The sequence below is a fragment of the Shewanella sp. 10N.286.51.B8 genome (assembly GCF_041469325.1).
Taxonomy (GTDB): Bacteria; Pseudomonadota; Gammaproteobacteria; order Enterobacterales; family Shewanellaceae; genus Shewanella.
The window spans coordinates 72,566-94,877 of record NZ_JBFRKG010000023.1 but is presented as its reverse complement, the minus strand read 5'-3'; the positions used below and the strand labels follow the sequence as shown (position 1 = coordinate 94,877).

Below are 22,312 nucleotides of genomic sequence, written 5' to 3'. Positions count from 1 at the left end.
ATCCTACAAGCACTAATAACGCTAAAGTTATTGCGATAAACGCTTTGGTCTTAAACGCTTTCGCCTTCGACATGGGCTTGCCGCTTTTGCTTGTTGCCCACATACAAGGGCCATAGTTGCATGGTAAACACAGCGCCAACAATCAATACAATCCCCAGCAGCGACCACAGATCAATCACATCAACCTTAAACACCTCAGGCCACCAGCCTAAATACACCACTAAAGCGTTAACGCTAAAACTGAGCACTGGCGTCAGCGCGAGCATGGCACTCACTTGCGCCGTGGGCCAGTACTTCATCGCCTGACCAAAACAGCCATAAGCAATTAAGGTATTGATGGCACAAAAACCGACGATCAACCAATGGCTGCTATCCATAAGCCCAAAGTGACTAAACTCGCTAAAAGGCGCCATCACAAGGATCCCTAAGCCATAGATACATAGCAACACATTATTGGGTGTTAGCTTAGTAAACAATGACTTTTGCAGTAAGGCATAACTCGTCCACGACAACACTGAAAACTGCACAATCAGCACCCCAAATAGAATTTGACTGCTATTTTCTGCCGACACATCAAGGCTTGGGTGAAAGAACAGCAACACCCCTAATGCCAGAGCTGCAAAACAGCTTAGCTGCACCGCCGTGAGCCGCTCTTTAAAAAACAGTGCGCCACCAAAGGCTAAAAAGAACGGTGCAGTTTGAAAGTTAAGTTGCGCAGTACCTGGTGATAAGTAATCCAGTGAATACACAAAAGAGGTGTAATTGAGCATCAGTAAAATACCTGCAGCAGCAAGCTTTAGCCAATCACCCCCCTGTAGTTGACTAAATTGCTTCAAATTACCAAAGCGCCATAGCAGAATAAAGGTCACCACAAAGGCCACTAAAAACCTAAACCAAGTTAACGTAACCGGATCAATAAACCCTCCGGATAACTTAAGCGCTATGGGTAATATCCCCCAAAACACAACGGCAACGCTGACAAACATAAGACCTAAACGGGTATGGCTCACAAGATATTCGCTCTTTAATGGTAAAGCTGCAGAAAATTCATTCTAAAGAGCTATGCCAATAAAGCCAATGGCGAATAGCGAGTTTAATTTGCCTCAGTATTCGCTATACAGGATTAAGAGTTTAGCCGCCTGATAAGCATGGAAATCTGCCTTAATACAGGTAAAATAGCCGCCATAAAAATACCTAACTATCCTTATCAATAAAGGATATCTCCCTACACTCAATTTCTTAAGGAATACTGGCCATGAGTCTTGCTGATTCAGTTCTCGCTATCAATAACGATTTGCCGATCCGAACCGATAAGCCAGTACACAGCGGTAAAGTTCGCAGTGTATATTGGTTAACTGAGGCTGATAGCCGCCGCTTAATTGCCGATAAAGGCTATAACGTGCCAGCTGATACCCCATTAGCGATAATGGTGATCAGCGATCGCATTTCAGCATTTGATTGTATTTTTCATGGTGAAGGTAATTTACAGGGCATTCCAGGTAAAGGGGCGGCACTTAACGCTATCTCTAATCATTGGTTTAAGTTGTTTGCTGAAAATGGTTTAGCCGATAGCCATATTCTTGATATCCCACACCCATTTGTATGGATTGTGCAAAAAGCGCGTCCAATTAAAGTTGAAGCGATTTGTCGTCAATACATTACCGGTTCAATGTGGCGCGCTTATGCCAAAGGCGAACGCGAATTTTGCGGTATCACACTGCCTGAAGGGTTAACCAAAGATCAAAAACTACCAGAGTTATTGATAACCCCTTCAACCAAAGGCATTTTAACCGGTATTCCAGGTGTGCCTGAGCAAGATGATGTCAACATTAGCCGCGCCGATATTGAAGCCAACTACCAAGCCTTTGGCTTTGAAAAACCAGCCGATATCGACTTATATGAAGTATTATTAAAGCAAGGCTTTAAGGTCATCTCAGATGCGCTAGCCACCCACGACCAAATGTTTGTCGATACTAAATTTGAATTTGGCTACGTCAATGACAAAGACGGTAACTCCAAACTGATTTACATGGATGAAGTGGGCACACCAGACTCGTCACGTATTTGGGATGGCGCAGCGTATCGTGATAGCAAGATTGTTGAAAACTCCAAAGAAGGCTTTCGTCAATTTCTGCTCAATCATTTTGACGATGCCGATATTCTGCTTAACAAAGATAGAATGCCTGAGCGTGAAGCCCTCGCCCGTGATAACGACTTACCATTAGATGCGATGATGAATGTCTCTCGCACATACACTGGCGTGGCAGAAAAGGTAACCGGCACTAGCATCTCGCTACCTGACAACCCAAAAGCGGATATTATTAACGTTTTAGCCGAGCAATATGACTTAATCGACTAATCCTAAATCCACACATAAAACGAAAAAGGCGCTTAATGCGCCTTTTTACTATCTACTGATTAACCACAACATTTTGGTTAACGCCATTGTCTAGAAATACTTAATCCAGCCCTGTTTACTTTGATGCTTGTACTGACTAAACCACTTAGTTGGAAAGTACAACAGCAGCGCCAATATCACCGTCACCGCCCACACCCAGCTTATATCGGTAAAGCCATATAAATCGCCATAGTTAGGCCCAATGACATTAACGGCAAAGCGGTACATAAACAGTAATAAATATAAGTGCACAATATAGAAAAACATTGGCGCTGATCCAAAGGTTGATAACACTTTACCATAGCGCGGGTTCAGCTTTTCAAGCGTCCGTAAACACAATAATGTGCCGCCAAGAGTCACCAGTAAAAAGTCCAATGAAGGTGGATATTTGGTTAAGTTAAATACCGACTTTAATGTCATTACTAGGGTTTCACCTTGCTGCCAATCAAGTGTTTCGCCGTAAATATTAAAACCGCGTAAGACTGCAAAAATCGCAAAGCAGCTTAAGCCAAGCCCAATGAGCAGGTTATGACGTTTGTTATCATCAAAGCTTGCACTGTAAATCGGTGCTATCACATAGCCTAACAAAATCACCCCAATCCAAGGTAGTACCGGATAACTGGCTCTAATGCCGATAAAGTCATTGGTTAAGATATTGCCGCGGTCATGCAATATGGCCCATAACGTATAACCCCACTCCCCTGGCGAGAAGCTAATGGGCGTAAGCATGTTATGACCAAATACGATCACTAAGCCAATAAGCCCAAGCCAAAATCTTGGTAAGCCGATTAATAACGCTAGCGCCAACATACTGATGCCAATTGCCCACATGACTTGCAGCCAAATCATCTCGTAATTGCCCATCCACTGAAACGTAATCACTGTGCACTCTAATGCGATAATAAACAGGCCACGCTTGATTAAAAATGACCTTGCGGAGCGCTGTGGGCCAAATTGCGGATGGCTATATAACCACGCTGATACTCCGGTTAAAAACACAAAAGTAGGCGCACAAAAATGCGCAGCAAATCGGCTTATAAATAATCCGGTACTGGTGCTATCCAGTGTCATCGGATCGGTGACTTGCTCATGAAAGAAAAACCGCTCTCTAACATGATCCAGCAGCATGATAAGCATTACAATGCCGCGCATAATATCGATACTATCAATTCGCTTTTTTAACATTGGAGCGGTTACGGTATTCAACTTTTCGACTCTCTTTAACACTCAAAAAACACAGCCATTAAATGGTGCAATTACTAGCACAACACTATAACAGGCGTTTTTTTTATCACGGTGATTTAAAGTAAATTGCCTGTAAAGCAAGCACAAAGCGCAATAAAATACGCTCAAAAAATTTACAAACCACCACCGATTTTAAATGATAATAATTTCTATTAAATAATACATCGATTAGGCTTTAGGGCGAAAACCTAAAGCAGACAAGAGCAATAAGCCTAAGTAACCTAAGCTACCGCCATCATCTTTGGCTGTCATTATAGCATCTGCATCTTTAGTATCCTGTACTTCGGGATATGCCAGGGCGATGATCACCGGATCGTGATCTGATGATGAATAGCCATTGTCAGACTTAACTAAATCGCCGGTGTATTTGCTACTGTATTCAAACAAGCTCGATTCAACCGCATTGATATGCCAGTCTTCAATCGCCACTAGCCGAGCCGCTAAGCTTGTATTACCTAAAGCATGGTCTAAATTACCTAACTCACCACCATAACTGTACGAGTATGTAGCAGGCCCATGTGCTTGGGTGTTTAAGTTGATTAGCCCATAGCCCTTATCAATCACACGTCCTTGTGCATCATGCTCTGCGCCATTTAAGCTGGTGTGTGAGGCGGTTTTTATCACATGTTCAGTTAGGCTGGCATCATAGTCAGTGAGTACTGCTAACGGATCTTCTTTGCCATAGGCATTTAAATCGCCAATCACCAGCACATCACCGTCTAAGCCGGTTACCGACTCACCGATCACTTTAGCAGCAGAAACGCGAAAGGCATTACACTTGCCCTGTAAATCTACAGGCTCTGAATCTTCATTAAAGCTTAACCAATCTTCTAAACAGCCTGAGCCTTTAGATTTAAAATGATTAACCACAATCGTCAGCTTGTTACCATTAATGCTAAAGCTTTGCATTAGGCTGTGGCGCTGATATTTATGGTAGGCGGGATTTGTTTCTGTTACGCCCTCATTGATACGGGTTAGCGCTCCTTCTGCCACGTGTTGCTCAGGGGTCGCGATTATTTGAGCTGCGTCAGCTAAAGCAACAACGGCGGGTCGATATAATATGCCGACTGCGATAGCATCAGTGCCGATGAAACCGTCATTGTCAGTGACTTTAACAAATTGATAAGCCTGCTCAGGTGCCAGCTTGGCATTAAGGGCATCAACTAGATTTTGAATGGCACTTAACTTACCAAAGCCATTATTTTCAACTTCCATTAAGCCAATAATATCGGCATTCATCGCCGCCATCGCATTCACGATTTTTGTGCGCTGCAGCAGCATTTCAGACTCAAGCTTTGCCCCGCGATTGTGGCCTAATGGGTTTTTATCACCGCCAAACTCACTATTAAAGAAGTTCAGTACATTAAAACTTGCTACCCGTAAGTCACCTTGGGCCGCAATGGCTGGCGCTACGGTGCGATCATGATGGCGAATAAAATCACTGGCACTAATGTCATTGGTTGGCATAAAGCGATATTGCTCATAACTATAGCCAATCACACCTTCAATATTGGTCAACTGATCGCCAACCCGAATATAGCCGTTATCGGCATTAAAGCTTGGGAAATACGGCACCTCGCCATGTTCAGCTTTATAGTCTGACTCAACCACCAGCTGGTTGGCGATATTGGCGCGATTCAATGCTATCGCCTCTGCTGATAATGGTGCATAAACCTGCGTGGCTTTCATCAGTGGCGCTTTATGTGATAACACCATGTTGTTGCGATATGAGTCATAATCTAGGCTAAATGAACGGGTAACTTTCATGTCACTTGCAGTGTCTAATAGCACTTTCATGCCTTCAACACGCTCCAGCGCTTCGGCAAGTGATTGACCATCAGCAATATGTAACGGGGTCGCTGGCAACTCACCAACATAGTTACCTAAGTGAAATTGTTGCTGCTGTGCAATATTGATTTGGGTAAAGCCTGCATATTCTTGTACTTTACCAGTGACGCAAATCTGCATCCCCGGGACAATTTCTGCTGGCGCAGTGTCTCCCCAATGGACAAAAATACCATCAGATGTCAAAGGCGAGCCGTCACCTTGGGGATCTTGAATAAAAAAACCTTTATATAATCTTTCTGCCCGCGCAGTAACCACACCTTTAGTGATCACTTCATGAATGGATTCATCCGCGCCTGCAGCGATAAATGGACTCATCTCACCAGCGCCTTGGATCTCATAGATAGGAACAGTGGTTTTGCCTTCACATGAAAACTCATTCGCTGTCACGTCTTGTGTCGTTACGGCTTTGGCCTGTGCCTGCATACTCATAACCAATGTGATGGCTAACGATATTGCAGATAACTTGCTTACTCTCATTTAACACTCCAACTTATTATTCTTATGCTTATTGAAGCCATATTACAACGGACTATTTAATCGCTAATTGGTTAAATTACAATCTTAAAATGGCATTGTGCACACAGCTATTTATTCGCATTCATTTCGCTGAGTTTAATATCGAAAAAGGAGCCGAAGCTCCTCTTTAATCAATAGCTCAGCCACCTAAAATGAGTGCGACTTTGCTATTTTTAAACATTAGCAGTTAATATTTTGCTGCCGCATCTTCTTTTGGCAAACTGTTCTCAATAAACTCACGTAAGTCTTGATTTGATTGCTTTAAATCTTCGGCACGTAAATACATCATATGACCGCTGCGGTAGCCTTTAAAGCTAAGGCGTTGTTTCATTTTGCTGCTCGGATCTAATTGCCACATGCTATATTTGGCATCGAAGTAGTTCGTCGCGCCGTCATAGTAACCCGCTTGAAATAACACATTTAAATATGGGTTTTGCGCCATCGCCTGACGTAGGTTTTCACCGGTTTTATTTTCGGTGCGATCCCACGGGTGTACATCACCCAGCATGTAATATTTTACATCGGTTTTGTAATTTAGCTCTTCACGCATGTAAGCATTAATTGCAGGGGTAAAGGAGTGTAACCAAGACATAAGTTCAGCGTTAAAGTCTGGGCTATCACCGACATCTTGTTTATCTATGCCAATATAACGTGAGTCTAAACGGCCAATGGTTTGCCCACGCTCACGCAGTAACTCTTTCCAAAAGTATCGAGTTGACACATCAAGGTTTGATTTCAAAATAACATCAACACTGAGGCCTGAATACAGCGCCACTTTCTCTGCAATTTTTTGTTTATGATCTGGAGCGATAAAGCCGCCCATAGCTAGTGCAGGGATATATTCATTAATGGTAAAGGCTTCAACTTCAGGCAAAAAATCAGCAAGGTCGGCTTGTTGAAGTTCAGCAGTTAAGGCTTTGTGATACCAAGCCGCTGCTGCGAAATACGGTAAGCGGTTAGCTGATTTAACCGGGCCTTTGCGCTCAATACCCATGTCAGTCGGCGAGACTAAAATAACCCCATTCACATACATCCATTGGCGATTTTGTAACTCAAGTGCCAACCCAGCAACTCGGGTGGTGCCATAGCTTTCACCAATCAGATATTTAGGTGAGCGCCAGCGTTCAGTACGGCTAACAAAGGTATTGACCCATTCAGCTAAATATTTGATGTCAGTGTTAACCCCAAAGAACATCTCTTGCTGCTCATCTTTGCTCGGCATTTCGCCGTCTTTATTAGCTAGCACTCTTGAATAACCAGTATTAACCGGGTTTACATAAACAATGTCTGCAATATCTAAAATCGAGTATGGATTAGTTTTCACCCCATAAGGTTGTAATGGATAACCCTCATCATCGACATTAATCGCACGCGGGCCGGTATAGCCAATATCCATCCACACAGAAGCAGAACCAGGGCCACCGTTAAATGAAATCAGTAGTGGTCTTTTGGCAGTATTTTTTACATTATCTCTTTGATAATAGGTATAACTTAATGTCGCAACCGCCTCGCCTTTTTTATTCCATACTGGCTGTGTTCCAACCGTTGCAGTATAGGAGAAGCTATTACCGTTAACTTTGGTTTTATGGCTGGTGACAACACTACTGTCGACAGGAATGTGACGACTATAATCCTGCTTTTTAGCTGTAGCTTGCTCTTCAGCAAGCGTCATTGTAGATACAGAACATAACAATAAACTTGCTATGATGGCTGTAATCATCTGTGTTTTCATACCTTCTCTCTTATTATTGATATTGTCGATTGATAGTTGCTTGTGGCAATTAAAGATTCAATGATACATTTATGTAAATATATTTAATGTCTATATGATTAAAAGTGCAATACCAGTGTGTGGAGCGATAAAGAAAACCCTTAAAGTACTCATACTTATCAATTACTTAATCGTTAACATTAATCGTAAGCAAACGTATATTCACATTTTAGATATCGGTAAGGCTATGCTAAAAGCAACAATAACAACAATAGAATCCAAATAATGACTTCCCCCATAGCGCAAAAGCGTCTGCAACAGAATCAACAAACACCTCATCAACTCCCCTTGCAAACATGGCAAGCTTCAAGTTGGCCTAAAGCAGCAAACCTTTGGGTAACATCTGTATTGGCAGCTCATAATATTGAGCCAATAGGTGACCTTGTAGAAATAAAGTGCTGGTCTCTAGGGCAGGTTTTACAGCAAGCAACCACTCAAGGTGATGTGTATTTTAAAGCGACGGCTTATTTACCATTATTTTCAAATGAAGCGAAACTTTGTCAAAAGCTGGGTCAATTATTTCCGCAACAGTCGGCCAAAGTGATAGCGATTGATGAAGCAAAGCAATGGATGCTGACAGAGGATTTTGGCGTAGCCTATGAAGATACTGTGCAGCTCACCGCATGGGCTGAGGCTTTTGCTTCGTTTGCACAAATGCAAATACACAGTGCTGATCATATTGACGCAATAGCTCAATCAGGTTGTTTAACTCGCGATATACACAACTTACCGCTACAACTCAAAAGCATATTTGATGATGACAGTATTTTAACAAGGCTGCCAACGTCGATGGCGCTTACCCATCAACAATATCAGGCGATATTAATCTCACTTCAACACTCAATTACAGCCTTGGCGCAATTCAATTTACCCAATACGCTAGTGCATAGTGATTTACACATTGAGAACATCGCTAAGGTAAACGGTCGGCATATTTTCTTTGACTGGAGTGATGGCTGCATTAGTCACCCATTTATTGATGGCACTTACTTATATCGAATGAAAACCACTAATGAACAACAGGCTGTAGTTCATCAGTACTTATCACAATGGCGCCATTTACTCTCAATAGAGCAATTACATGACGCATGGAATATCGCTGAAGTCGTTTGCTATGCCCATCAAGCGGTGTCTTATGCACACATGATCAATCAACTACCGCCACAGGGTGTTGAGGATGTACAAACTGCTTTTAAAAATGCCTTTAAGCGATTGTTTAATACGGCGTTAACGGCAACTTGAATGACATAATTAATTGCTGTTAAAGCTCGCAGCGAGACTCAAATTTAAAAAAATGCCGATAATATTTATCGGCATTTTGATTGATTTACTGTTTTTATGACTCTCAATAACTAAAGCTGTACCAAGTTATACCCAAAAGAGCTGCTGCTATCTGGCATTAATACAAAGCTGTAATTACTTTCACCGTCAAAGCTAATAAAATCAGATTGATATAATAAGGTTTTAGTACCGTTATCTGACTCATAAACCACATTAACTTCATAATTATCATGGAGTAATACTAAGCTATCTTGATCGGTAAAATCCAAATCCGTGATGCTATATTCTGCCGACTCAATCGTCTCCGAGCTGCGAACAAAATACACGCTTAAATCATCATAATCCTGCGATAAATTCACGATATCAACGTTGTTTTCAAAGGCTCTTGGGCGCAAATCATGTTCAATGACCATGCCTTTAATTGTGTCATCTTGGTATAGCAATAAGGTACGGACATCATCTTGATTAAAGGTCACTAGTACATTGTCTAACAGTATTTCTGCAGTGGCTGAATCTGTGACACTGACGCCATAATCATTAAAACCGGTTTGTTGGTAATCGCTTACAGTAAAAGGAGCGATATCAAGTAAGTAATGCGACTCAGCTTTACTGATCACATCGACATCTAAACTACGTTGCTCTAGCCCGTTAAAGACCCGAAAATCTGCAGTAGCATCGATGTTAGTGTAAGACGTTGGCGTTGTGGTTGAATCGACACTGTCGATCACCACTTTTAAATCACCTGAACCAAAACTGTTTCTAATCATAAATTTATAAACAGTTTCTGTGGTTAAGCTCATACTGCTTGTGGTGTAGACCACATTATCTGTACCCTTGTCGGTGAGATAAACAATATAGTCATCAGTGTCGAGCATCAATTCTGAGGTGACCCCACGGTAATCGACACTACCAATCATAGTGGCATCGGCGTATGAGTCAGTGTCGAGGGAAATGTAAGCATCAAATGCCATTTCCTCTGCAGTAACATTGGCAACCAGCACCTGCATTTTACTGTATTCATTATCTTCATCGCTATTGAGGTCATCCATATCCGCGCGGTCATAAATAACCTTGAGTAGCTCCGGCGAGTGATAATCACCATAAAGGACAAATAAATGATTCTCTTCTTTATCTAGATCCATGTCCTCAGAATAAATACTGCTTGAATCACCATTTTCATCTGAACCATAGATCTCCATGGTGACACTACCAGTAGCGTAACTATAGCGGGGCATACTGTCGCTAAACGCCACCGAAGTGTATTCATACTCGTCCATCACCAATGATGTGGCTGTGCTGTTAGCCGACGCATTATAAAACTGGATATAAGCACTATCAGTTTCACTGTTATCATCACTATCAGAAGAATCACAGCCCATCAGAGTTAAGGAGCTCAGTCCCAACATCATTAATCCACACATTTTTTTATCAAACATAACAACTCCATTAACGATTTAACTACATATTAATGGATAGGACTAAGCTTGAGCGTAATCGATTGTCAAGAAGTGTAAAGCTCATAAAGACTATGTAAATTAGAGGGTTCCATTACTCTGACAAAAACAAAAAAACACCGACAAGTCGGTGTTTTAAAGGTTAAGACAGTAAACTTATTACTGCAGCGCAGCGCTTAGCTACCGGCTATTTTCATTTCACTCAGTAAGATACCGCCAGTGCGAATAGATGAACGTAAGTCTCTATCCTTAGCCACACCTTGAATGCCCATGAACATGTCTCTTAAATTGCCTGCAATGGTGATTTCTTCTACTGGGAACTGAATTTCACCGTTCTCAACATAAAATCCAGCAGCGCCGCGAGAGTAATCGCCTGTGACCATATTGACACCTTGGCCCATCACTTCTGTGACGATAAGACCTGTGCCCATGGCTTTTACTAATTCATCAAAGGTTTGGCCGCTATGACTTAAGGTCCAGTTATAAATGCCACCAGCATGACCTGTATTGACTAAATCTAACTTGCGCGCTGAATAACTGGTTAGCAGGTAAGTGGATAAATGGCCAGCATCGATAATATTACGCTGCTGGGTAGCCACACCTTCACTATCATAATTTGCACTGGCTAAAGCGCCAATAAGATGTGGGTTTTCCTCGATGTTAAACCATTCAGGAAACAGCTGCGTATTAATCGAATCTTGTAAAAAACTCGATTTACGGTACAGACTGCTACCACTTATCGCACCGATCAAATGACCCATTAAACCAGTGGCGATTTCAGGCGAAAATAGTACAGGCAGTTTAGCCGTGGGAATTTTACGGGCATTGAGACGACTAGCCGTTTTGTTAGCGGCTAAAATCCCCACTGACTCAGGCGTCATTAACTCATTATATTTACGTGCAATGGTGTAATCATAGTCACGCTGCATGTTGCCATCGTCTTCTTCACCGATCACCACACAACTTAAGCTATAGCGTGAGCTGCAATAGCCTTTTAAAAATCCGTGACTATTGCCATAGACCTTGGCTGCAGTATGAGCATTAGCGGTCGCGCCATCAGAATGCTGCACCCGACTGTCTACTGACAAACTGGCTTCTTCGGCGCGAATGGCTAATTGAGCTAGTTCATCAGGAGTAATATCTTGAGGATGGTATAAATCTAAATCGCGGATGGTTTGCGCCATTAACGCTTTATCAGCAAGGCCACTAAAAGGGTCTGATGAGGTATAACGGGCAATATCATCAGCGGCTTTAACGGCAACGGCAATGGCTTCAGGACTAAGGTCAGAAGTTGAAGAGCTGCCCTTACAACCATCACGATAAACCGTAATACCTAAAGCACCATCTTTATTAAATTCAACGGTTTCAACTTCTTTTTCACGGGTTGAAACCGACAAACCTTGTTGTTTGCTAATGGCAACTTCAGCCGCACTCGTGCCTAACTTTTTTGCATGCTCTAATGCGACAGCAACGGCATCTTGTAACGCCGTTAATTCAGTATCAATATTATTGGTAGACACAAATTTACTCTTTAGTTTCCATTGTTAGGCTTAGCATATCAAATTCAAAACTGTATTGATAACCATCAAAACAAGGATTTACCCACCACAATGGCGCTAAATAAACTAACCTTAAGTTAATCAGTGAGTATCATATTGAATTCTCGCAGATTGATTCTATGAAGCTGGTTGATAAATCGGTCTCTACAGGCTTGCTCTTTTGGCAAGCTGAAGACGATGGTAAGCATCAAAGATTGACCAGCCTTAACATATTTAAAAAATATTCATCGGCTTAAGCTTGAAAACCCGTTATACAGTGGCCTACACCACCCTGAAAGTGCTATTATTCGCCGATATTTATGAGAGGTTTATTACTATGAAAATTGTCGGCGATTCAGATCACTTTAAACAGCCATACGACAATGACGATGAATACGTCAGCAGAACAGAATTTAAAAAAGAAAGCGAAGAAGCTCAAGAGCTTGGCATGCGCTTAATTGCATTAAGTAAAACGCAGCTTGATAAAGTCGAGCTAGAAGAGTTTTTATACGATGCAGTATTAAAAGCCAAAAATATTAAGCAAAAAACAGAAGCCTATCGTCGTCATTTACAATACATTGGCAAACTAATGCGTGGCTATGATCATGAGCCAATCATTAAATCAATCGATAATGTATTGAATAAAAACAATAATGAATCTGCACAGGTTCATAAAATTGAGAAGTTACGTGCCCGCTTATTAGAAAATCCAAACGAAGAAGTTGAAGCTTTACTGGCTGAATACGCAAGTTTTGAGCGTCAAAAGTTACGTCAATTAATCAGACAAACCAATAAAGAACTCGCTAAAGGCCCTGAGTCAAAATCATTTATCGAGTTGTTTAAATATTTACGTGCTGGAATAACCGAATAAACACCACTTACAAGGATGTTGCTGATGCCACTAAATACAATAATACGTGCACTGCCTTTTTCTATTGCTTCACTATTTTTAATGACCGCTTGTAATGGGCCTTCTGATGATAACGATACTGGCAGTGGAGGCGAAGGCAGTTACAGCATTAGCCTAAGCTACCAAAGCGTTGTTAATGGTCAATGCGCTGAAACCACAGATGAATTACGCTTTGATGTCACTGAGCGCTTTTGCGCAGTAGCCCAGTTAAAGCAATCCAATAGTAATGTCAGTGGCGCCATTGTCAGCTTTACCCCAAGTTTTGGTCAAGCCAGTGTCGATAGCACACTAACAAACAGCAGTGGTATCGCCAGCGTATTCATCAGCACCACAGATAATACTGTCGGCGCAGGTACCTTAGTGGTGTCTCATACCCCTACAGATACTGAATCCGAAACTGATGACAGTGTTTCTGCCTCGCGTAATTTTGAATTTATTAATTCAACCACCACGCCAACACCTGAAACCATCACAATCAATGCCAGTATTACTCAGGCAGGGCAAACGGTAACCCGTTTTAAGATTGATCAAGCCGTATTGCTTACGGCAGCAGTTTTAGATGGCAGCAATCAACCAATAGCGGATCAATTAGTGAGCTTCCAGGCTGGCAGCGCCAGTTTATCGCCAAATACCGCCTTAACCTCTACTGATGGTATTGCTACTGTTAGCTACACCCCAAACAGCAGTGAACTTGGCGCTTATAGCTTAATTGCCAGCACTGACTTTGATGGCACCACTGTTTCAGGCAGCAGTGCCTATGAAGTGCTAAGTGGCGATGAAGTGATTCCTGAAGGCACGATTAAGTTTGGTTATATTGTTGACCCTGACACATTCATCGAAGATAAGCTAGGTTCAACCTTAATCGCTGATGACCCCGACGCAGATCCTCTAACCTACACCATCGGTGCAGGGGCAAGTTTTGGCGTTTATGCTGATGTGATTATTGAAGCGGCTGACGGTACATTCGAGCCATTACAGACCCCCGTAAGCGTATCGTTTAGTTCTGATTGTGTCGCCAATGGCGATGCGAGTCTTGATACCCCGGTTACGACATCCTCAGGCAGAGCCAACTCAACCTTTCAAGATACAAGTTGCAGTGGCAACAGTGTCCGCAGCCAACGAATTATCGCTGCAGCCGTTATTGGTAATGACACCTACAACGCCAGCTTTGATTTCTCTTTAGATCGCCAAACTTTAGGTAGCTTGAGCTTTATCTCTGCAGAGCCAAACCAAATTCGCATCAAAGGCGCTGGCGGTACTGGCTCCACTGAAAGCTCATTAGTGACTTTCTTAGTCAGTAGCGCTAATGGTCAACCTGCAGCGCAGCAAAAGGTAACCTTTGGTTTAGACACCGTTATCGGCGGCTTAGTTTTTGCCAATGATGAAACCACAGCAAAAGCGACCAGTAATGCCAACGGATTAGTTAGCGTTACAGTGCAATCTGGCACAGTGCCGACCCCAGTGAGAGTGTCAGCCTCTGCAGAAGATACAGATTCGGGCATCATCATTACCACCCAATCAGAACAGTTAACGGTTAATACAGGTCTACCTCAACAACTGGGCTTTAACATTTCTCCTTCTTTATTTAACCCTGAAGCTGCTGATGTTAATGGTGTTGAAGTCACCATGACCGCCTATGCCTCTGACAGCTTTGGTAATCCAGCGCCTGATGACACTACGGTTAATTTCACCACCGAGGGCGGCCAAATTCAGCCGTCATGTTTAACAGTAAATGGCAGCTGTTCAGTGGTTTGGACTTCAACCGACCCACGTCCTACAGATCATCGCGTGACCGTATTGGCTTATGCCTTAGGTCATGAGACCTTCTTTGATACCAATGGTAATAATATCTATGATGATGCCGATGGCGGCGCAATCGCAGAGGCATGTTTAGATACCGAAGGCGTAAAAACAGCATGTACCGGTAACGGTATGGACATTGAAACCTACCATCAAGGTGGTTTTAGTGACTTAGGTGATGCCTTTAGAGATGATGATGAGTCAGGTGTTCGCCGTGATGGTGAACCTTATTTCAATACCACAGGCAAGCCTTACAATGAACTCGGTGATACATTGTTTAACGGCCCACAATGTGAAGGCAGCAATTGCGGCACATCACAAGAGCAAAACAATAAAACTTACATTCGTGCCGCAACGGTATTAACGATGTCAGGTTCTAAAGCGACCATTATCACCACTGATACTGATCGCACACCAGTCACAGAACTCACCGTCTCACCAGAGAGCATGACTACGGTGAAAGTTGAACTGTATGACAGTGCCAATCAAATGATGCCAGCAGGTTCAACTTTAACGGTTGCTGCCGTCAATGGATCTATCACCTTTAGTGGCTACGCCGTACCCAATGCGACTTGTTTCAGTTACAAAAGCATTACGCCTCCATTGTCATGTGATGTAGAAGCGACTCAGTTTAGCTATACCGCAGCTGATGAAACTGGTGAAGACATCATTACTTTAACCGTTACCACTCCGCGTGGCATTAAGACAGAAGAATCGGTCAAGGTTACGGTGCAATAGCACTGCTAAAACCCCATTACGATCTGAAACTATTAAGGCCTGCTAATGCAGGCCTTAATTTTATGTGGCCTTACCTTATTCAGGAAAAGTCACCACATCAAGCTAATGCACCAAATAAGTGCTTAAAGAAGCACTATTGGTAACTGTGACTAATAATTAAACTTTTAAATATCTGTTTTATCTACAATATTTAGTTGGTCTAGTCTTTGCTTAGCCTGCATCGACTTTAGTAAAAAGGATTTTAAATGCTACCTTTACATACCTCATTACGAGGTTTGCGTTGTTTTTGTGTTGCAGCCGAATGTCTCAGTTTTAAAGAGACTGCTCAAAAATTATTTCTCACCCCTTCAGCGGTGAGCCATCAAATTAAACAGCTAGAAGAAAACCTACAACAGCAATTATTTATTCGCCAAACTCGCTCAATCACTTTGACAGAAACAGGGATGCGCTTTTATCAACAAATTACCCCGTTAATGTTGCAGTTGACCGAAACAGTCAATAACTTCAATAATGCCCACACCATGCATGAAGTCAGTATTTCCATGCCAGAATTTTTTGCCAGTGAGCTGTTTGTACCGCAACTGGTGGGTTGGTCAAACGAATACCCTAATATTAATTTAAAGCTCGAAACCGTTAAAACCCGCGCCAAACAAACGGCCAATACAGATCTGTCGATCGTGTTATCTGGTAGTCGCCAAGACCCTGATAAATCGTATGATTTATTTCCGCTTAATTATGTTCCAGCCTGTAACCCAGCACTGTTTAACAGGCTTGAACATAAAGGCTTTAGCGCCCTGTTAGAAGTCCCGTTAATCATGCATCAGGCAAGACCCTATGCCTGGCATCAATGGGCTGAAAGTGTTGGCCTTGATCATTTCAAACCCAAACAAATAATTCAATTAGATAGTATGTTTAGCGTCGCAAGAGCTGCTGAGCAAGGTTTAGGCATCGCATTAATCCCACTGCCTATCAGTAAATCATGGTTTGAAAACAATCAGTTAATTTCATTATTTGAGCAATCTTTAACCAGTCACGACCGCTACTATCTGATCAACCATAACAATGTCACCAAGCCTGAAGTGCAGTTACTTATTGATTGGGTTGTCGCCCGCTTCCATTTTTAAACCACCTCACCAGGGCTGACTAATAGGTTAACCACTTCATGAGTGAATAAATCTCACTTATCAAATTGATTTATCTCGTTTGTCAGCCTCAGACTTTTTTCCTAAATTAGCCCTGTAGCAACTAGCTACTACCTATAAAGGAATATAACCATGAAAAAATCAACACTCTCTATCATCACCGCAGCTGGTTTATTATTATCAAGCTCTGCTGTGATGGCCAATGCCATCGAAACGAGCAAATATAAAATGGTACTTATTGAAGACACACCTGGAGTTGATGCCATTCAATCTGGTGACATCAGTGAAGGCATCGCCCTAACAGAAGCTGCCACCGCCACTGTCATTGACAAATACACTCGCAGTTTGAGTCTTTGTGTTGGCTACACTAAGCTTTCAAAGTTTGATATTGCTGAAACAGCTTGTACTGAAGCGGTAGAAATGGCCAATAAGGCTGCTAAGTTACCCTCAATGCAAATGCGAGCTTATGCCTACAATAACCGTGGTGTTATGAAGTTAATGGCTAATGATAATCTAGGCGCACTGGCTGATTTTAAGAAAGCAGCAAAAGCCAACCATGAGCCAATTTACCAACATAACTTAAGTCGCTTAGAAGCGGAATTAAGTCGCTCTGAAACAGGAACGTTATAATTTGGAAGACGATCAACAGCGACAGCAAAGCTTAATGATTAAGCTCAAAGACATGAAAAACAAAATAGGTATATTTCATCTGAATATACCTATTTTTATTTATCAAAAAAATATCAATATCACGATCACTGGATAATTAAGCTCAATACGCCATAATTAACCAGCTAATTCACAGCCCTAAAGGCCGCCACTCAAAACTAAACACTGGCCCCTTCCTTACTAAATAATCGACGTCTTACGCCAATATAAGCCAGCAAGCTAAACAGTAAAAATAAGCCCCACATTTGCAGCCACATTGGCATGATGGCATCCCATGAGGCGCCCATTTGATTTAACTGCAACATACCCATAATGGCAGGTACAGCAGGGATAATTTGCGAAGCTTGCACTAACGGCTCAGGAATTAATGCCAGCGGCCACACAAAGCCTGAGACAAATAAAATCGGCATTGAGACCAATAATAATACTTGAGTGGGTAAGTCACGCCTGACAAACAAACAGCTTAATGCAACCCCGCACGCCGCAGTCGATAATATAAATGGCACCATAAACAGCAACACTTGGCCTAAACTCGCTTGCACACTAACGCCGTAAAAGTAGTAGCAATAGCCCAAATAAAAACATGAAAAAAAGCTATAAATTAAACTGAAAACGGCTATTCGTGCGGTGATCAACGCCAGTGGCGATACCTGCTGCCAATAGCCCTGTTTACGCCATTGGCCTGCGCCTAAAATACTGGCACCTATCAAGAGGGTTTGATGCAAGATCAGTAAAAATAATCCCGGCACCACATAAGGGGTATAGCCTAAACTTGGATTAAATGCCGGCACACTATTTAAATTGACTGAATTAAGATCTTGTTGAATTTGCTGCGGATTCTCGCCCCGCGCCAGTAAGCCTATCATTTGCACTTGTTTACTGGCATCCATGCCTGCTGCCACTAACCCTTCTGCTACCGCAGAATAAATTAAGAAGTAACTGGCATCACCACCGTAACTTAAGGTTGCCCCTTTACCCAGCAGTAGGTTACGCCTAAAGCCTTCTGGAATAACCAATAAACCAAAGGCATCGCCGTTTGAAATCCACTGCTGCGCCTCATTGATGCTGGCCACTTGGCTGACTATTTTGATTTTGGGGCTGGCATCGGCATGACGCACTAACTGTCTGCTCAATGAAGAGTTATCATGATCTACCACGACAATTTTTTGCTCGGTAGGGACTTGATGTAAATAAGGCAGAGGGTATAACACCGAGTAAAACAGTAAGCCGCCAAAAACCGTCAGTACAATATCTTTATCACTTAACAGCGCTTTAAAATCAGCGATAACAAGTTGCAACCAATTCATCGTGCCTCCTGCTGTTGGCTCACAACAGCTAACGACTCAGCACTATTTACCGGCGCTTGTTTTTGACGAATGATTTTTGCTAATAACCAAGCAATAGGCAATAACACGAGAAAATATAACAAGGAGCTAGATTGCAATAATACCTGCCCAGCCTCGGCGCCATAGCTAACCACAATAACATGGGTGTCCATATAATGACTTGAAGGCATTAACAATCGCCACCACTGCGCCAATTGCGGCATATCATTAACTGGAAATGTAATCCCCATAAAGGCAAATGCTGGCGCAAACATCGCCGAGCCCATACTGATACTGCCAGCAGGCTCGCGCATAACCACCACCACTAATATGACCAATAGCCACAAGGCCCCTAGCATCATGGCCTGAGTCAGTACTAACAAGCCTAAGCTGCCAGCAATGGGTAAGCCTAAATAGCCATATAACCAAACTAAAATAAAGCCGCCATGGAGCAACATGATTGGCGTGTAGAGCATGACTTTAGTGGCCACTAATTGCCAAAAATTATCAGGCAATAAGCATTTATCTTCACCTTTGATCAAACTAGCATTTAAGCTATTCACGAACACCATCATTGATAATAACTGCAGCAATGCAATTAATACTGGCGGCACTAAAAATCCGACGTAGTTATTATTTCGATTAAATAAAGCCGTGGTTTGACTGGTCACTGGGGATAAATTTACTGCAACAGATGCTTTATTGGCACCGCCTAAAAGTTGTTTTAGCCCCGCCACTTGCATTAACCCTGAGCCAAGGCTTAATTGTAATTGACTGGATAACAACTTACCGACTAATAAGAACTGGCTGTTATAACGAATATCTATGGTCGGGCTAACGCCTGTTAATAAGCCATGCTTAAACTGATGGGGGTACACTACCAGCGCATAGACCTCTGCAGTACTCATAGCTTCTTGAGCCAGTGCCAGATTAGGATAAGTTTTAGGGCTGATAACGGAGTTAGCACTGAGGTTGCGAGTCAATGTTCGCGTTAGCTGGCTGTTATCTAAATCAACCACTGCTACGGGTAATTGTCGTGGTAAACCTGCACTAAATAGCCACCATAAACACAACATGCTGATGATGGGAATGTAAGTCACCAAGGCTAATTGCCAAGGTGAGTTCCACAGTGTCTTGAGTTCTTTCTGTAATAAAGCTCCCATGAGCGCCTCTAGCCTCTACTGGCTTGTAAATGCTGAGATTAATCTAATGTCAGTAATACTGACATGCCCACTCTAAGATCATCAATGGCTTCATTGGGGCGCAGCTCGACTTGAAAAGTACGCATATCAAAGTCGTGACCACTTTCAGTGGAGCGCCAAGTCGCAAAACTGCCCATCACACTGATGTGCGCCACTGTAAAGTCCGTGGTCAGTTTTAATGCCGGAATGGTTAGCGACACAACATTGCCCACTTTAAACTCAGCCAATTGGTCTTCACGTAGTTGCAATACGGCCCAGGCATCCGACATATCAATTAAACTGACCACAGGAAAACCACTTGGGGCTAACTCACCCGCTTGCAATAACACGTCACTGACTTCAGCTACTTTAGGCGAGCGCATTTGGCTGTCGGCTAAAATGGCATTCACTTCTTTGACTGCACCTTCTGCCATACGGGCATTACCCGCCGCAGCAGCTTTAGTCTCGACTCGGGCGCCTTCATCGGCCATTTCATACATAGCTAACGCCGCTTGCTCAGTGTATTTAGCTGCTTGCCATTGGGTAAAGGCTTCATCGCGCTTTTGTCTGGCAACCACTCCTTCATTAAACAAGTTTTCAACTCGCTGATAGGTGGTTTGCATTAACTCTGTCGCCGCCTTAGCTTTGAGCCATTGCTCCTTTGCTGCGGTAACTTGCTGTTGTCTTGCGCCGTTATCCGCCTCTTGTTGCATGGCATTGGCGGCGTCACGACCGCCCTCCGCTTGCATTAATTTAGCGGCTAATTCCGGGCTATTAATGGCAAATAATAAGTCGCCAATGGCCACTTTGTCGCCGCGCCTAACCATGACTTGCTCAACGCGGCCGGGCACTTTAGAGGAGATATTGTATTCTCTGGCCTCTATTTGCCCCTGCAATACACTGGGTTTAGGCTCAAATGCCAATCTCAAGCCGTTAGCTAATATGCCCACCAAAAAAATAATGGCGATAACTGCAATAATCTTATTAGCCCGCATGCTGGCTCTCCTGTAATTGGGTTCGACCGATAAATTCATCCACTTGACCGCTGATGGCCATTAATCTGGCATATGCTTGTACATAGCGATATTGCGCCCCCAGTTGCTGGGTTTTAACAGCGCTGAGTTTAAGCTCTGCATCCACCCGATCGATTGAGGTTGATAGACCTTGATTAAAGGCAAGTTCACGTAATCTCAGGTTTTCGGTAGCGAGAGCTAAAGAGGCATTAAGGGCGTTAACTTCTTCATCTGCTTGCTGGAGTTGGCGATAGCTTTGATCCACCAGCAGGCTTAAGTCTTGCTGAGTTTGCGCCTTAGTATGCTTAGCTTGCAACAAGGCGCTTTGGGCGGCTTTGACTTTACCGCTGCGGCCAACACGGCTAAATATTGGCACATTTACGCCTAATCCAACCATCCAGTCGGGTTCAATTTGCGAAAATAAACTATCGTCCTCGTAAAGGGTGTAATTACCGTATAAAAATACGGTGGGATGATACTTACCCTTTTCGAGTTTAATTAGCCCATTCGCTTGGGTTTCTTTAGCCTCCAGCAGTTTTAGCGCAGGGTGCTGGCTGATGGTTAATTGGCTTAAGCGCGGCAATGATGGCGGCTGCGCCAGTGAGAATAACCCCGATGTAGGAGTAGTATTGCTCAGCTGCAACATTCTCGATAAAGCAATGGTCGACATTTCATATTGGCGTTGGGAGCTGCCTAAATTAACTTTGGCATTTTCTAGCGCCACTTGGGCATTTAAGCGCTCAACTTTGGCAATCTGCCCTTCGCGCTCTAATTTCTGCGCGTGTGACGCGTGCTCGGTTAACGAATCAACCAACTGTTGATTCGTTTGCACTAAGGTTTTGGTCAATGCTACTGCAAAGTAGCGATCGACAAGCTGGGTAAACAGCTCGCGGCTGACTAAGGCGTACTGATGCTTTTTTTCTTCCACTTGGGCGGCTTGAATACCTTGAGCCGCAGTAATTTGTCCACCAGTATAAATTGGCCACATGGCTTTTAAACTGGCTCGAAAAACGTCTTGCTCGGTAAACGGGGTCACAAACAGTGAGCCGGGGATCGCACCAATGATATTGCCAAGGGCTGGCGGCAGAGCGGCGGGATCTAATGATGCAATGGGATTAAGATCCCGTAAATCAAGTTCTACGGGTTTTTCTAAGCGGGTATAACTTCCTGATAGATCAAGCGAGGGCAAACTTAAGTCTTTGCCCGCATCTTGCTCCGCTTCAGCGCGGCTGACTTCTTGAGATTGCGCCTTTAACTTATCACTGACCGTTAGCAGTTGTTGCCAAGCCTGATTAAAAGCCAAGGGCTCAGCCTGAGCTGCGCTAATAACGCTGATCCCCACAACTAAAAATGCGGCAAAACGACAGCACATAATACGATTACAAATGACCAAATAGCCCATTACACCACCCTGATTAGATTTTTTACTCTATGTTATTAGCAAGTCGTGACTAACTTTACTTTTTACATCAACAACAGTTAG

The 22,312-nt window shown here is 43.0% G+C and carries 16 protein-coding genes; 6 read left to right on the top strand and 10 right to left on the bottom strand.

The window, feature by feature from the left end; genetic code table 11:
- Positions 1–50: 50 nt before the first annotated feature.
- A complete protein-coding gene (locus tag AB4160_RS09585; RefSeq protein WP_102475503.1) occupies positions 51–986 on the bottom strand; it encodes a DMT family transporter in 936 nt (311 codons plus the stop codon).
- Positions 987–1,255: 269 nt separating this feature from the next.
- On the opposite strand from AB4160_RS09585, the gene AB4160_RS09580 reads away from it, so the two are divergent.
- Entirely contained in the window at positions 1,256–2,359 is a 1,104-nt protein-coding gene (locus AB4160_RS09580) for a phosphoribosylaminoimidazolesuccinocarboxamide synthase (protein ID WP_102439979.1), read from the top strand.
- Positions 2,360–2,449: 90 nt separating this feature from the next.
- On the opposite strand, the gene AB4160_RS09575 is transcribed toward AB4160_RS09580, so the two are convergent.
- The 3 genes from AB4160_RS09575 to AB4160_RS09565 all read right to left on the bottom strand — a co-directional run bounded on the left by AB4160_RS09575 (position 2,450) and on the right by AB4160_RS09565 (position 7,679).
- On the bottom strand, positions 2,450–3,583 hold the full coding sequence (locus AB4160_RS09575; protein WP_102439980.1) for a DUF1624 domain-containing protein: 1,134 nt from the start codon (positions 3,581–3,583) through the stop codon (positions 2,450–2,452).
- Positions 3,584–3,811: 228 nt separating this feature from the next.
- Positions 3,812–5,920, bottom strand: coding sequence for an ExeM/NucH family extracellular endonuclease (locus AB4160_RS09570; protein WP_372004423.1), 2,109 nt, complete (start codon positions 5,918–5,920; stop codon positions 3,812–3,814).
- A gap of 274 nt (positions 5,921–6,194) precedes the next feature.
- On the bottom strand, positions 6,195–7,679 hold the full coding sequence (locus AB4160_RS09565) for a S10 family peptidase (protein ID WP_372004421.1): 1,485 nt from the start codon (positions 7,677–7,679) through the stop codon (positions 6,195–6,197).
- A 324-nt stretch (positions 7,680–8,003) separates the two neighbouring features.
- Between AB4160_RS09565 and AB4160_RS09560 the strand changes: the two genes are divergently transcribed.
- A complete protein-coding gene (locus AB4160_RS09560; protein WP_372004365.1) occupies positions 8,004–9,020 on the top strand; it encodes a phosphotransferase in 1,017 nt (338 codons plus the stop codon).
- A 110-nt stretch (positions 9,021–9,130) separates the two neighbouring features.
- On the opposite strand, the gene AB4160_RS09555 is transcribed toward AB4160_RS09560, so the two are convergent.
- Together AB4160_RS09555 and pmbA are read right to left on the bottom strand one after the other, a co-directional pair.
- Positions 9,131–10,495: a hypothetical protein gene (locus AB4160_RS09555; protein ID WP_102439984.1), complete on the bottom strand. Its 1,365-nt coding sequence runs from the start codon at positions 10,493–10,495 to the stop codon at positions 9,131–9,133.
- Positions 10,496–10,689: 194 nt separating this feature from the next.
- Complete coding sequence (gene pmbA, locus AB4160_RS09550) at positions 10,690–12,033, bottom strand: metalloprotease PmbA (protein WP_102439985.1); 1,344 nt, start codon at positions 12,031–12,033, stop codon at positions 10,690–10,692.
- A 355-nt stretch (positions 12,034–12,388) separates the two neighbouring features.
- On the opposite strand from pmbA, the gene yjgA reads away from it, so the two are divergent.
- The 4 genes from yjgA (at position 12,389) to AB4160_RS09530 (ending at position 17,271) form a co-directional block, all read left to right on the top strand.
- Complete coding sequence (yjgA, locus tag AB4160_RS09545; protein ID WP_102440045.1) at positions 12,389–12,922, top strand: ribosome biogenesis factor YjgA; 534 nt, start codon at positions 12,389–12,391, stop codon at positions 12,920–12,922.
- Positions 12,923–12,946: 24 nt separating this feature from the next.
- Entirely contained in the window at positions 12,947–15,499 is a 2,553-nt protein-coding gene (locus tag AB4160_RS09540) for an Ig-like domain-containing protein (RefSeq protein ID WP_372004363.1), read from the top strand.
- 245 nt (positions 15,500–15,744) lie between these two features.
- The gene (locus AB4160_RS09535) at positions 15,745–16,623 is read left to right on the top strand and encodes a LysR substrate-binding domain-containing protein (RefSeq protein WP_102439987.1); all 879 of its coding nucleotides are present in this window, start codon (positions 15,745–15,747) and stop codon (positions 16,621–16,623) included.
- Between the two features lie 150 nt (positions 16,624–16,773).
- Positions 16,774–17,271 (top strand): hypothetical protein, encoded by a 498-nt coding sequence (locus AB4160_RS09530; RefSeq protein ID WP_102475466.1) that lies wholly within the window; start codon positions 16,774–16,776, stop codon positions 17,269–17,271.
- Positions 17,272–17,468: 197 nt separating this feature from the next.
- On the opposite strand, the gene AB4160_RS09525 is transcribed toward AB4160_RS09530, so the two are convergent.
- Genes AB4160_RS09525 through AB4160_RS09510 form a run of 4 tightly spaced genes read right to left on the bottom strand, consistent with a single transcriptional unit; the run spans position 17,469 to position 22,201 of the window.
- Positions 17,469–18,617, bottom strand: a complete 1,149-nt coding sequence (locus tag AB4160_RS09525) for an ABC transporter permease (RefSeq protein WP_372004361.1) — start codon at positions 18,615–18,617, stop codon at positions 17,469–17,471.
- Positions 18,614–19,798, bottom strand: a complete 1,185-nt coding sequence (locus AB4160_RS09520; RefSeq protein WP_372004359.1) for an ABC transporter permease — start codon at positions 19,796–19,798, stop codon at positions 18,614–18,616. The genes AB4160_RS09525 and AB4160_RS09520 overlap by 4 nt, the downstream gene beginning before the upstream one ends.
- Before the next feature lie 38 nt (positions 19,799–19,836).
- Positions 19,837–20,811 (bottom strand): HlyD family secretion protein, encoded by a 975-nt coding sequence (locus AB4160_RS09515; protein WP_102439991.1) that lies wholly within the window; start codon positions 20,809–20,811, stop codon positions 19,837–19,839.
- A complete protein-coding gene (locus tag AB4160_RS09510; protein ID WP_372004418.1) occupies positions 20,801–22,201 on the bottom strand; it encodes a TolC family protein in 1,401 nt (466 codons plus the stop codon). Before AB4160_RS09510 ends, AB4160_RS09515 begins: the two co-directional genes overlap by 11 nt.
- Positions 22,202–22,312 lie beyond the last annotated feature (111 nt).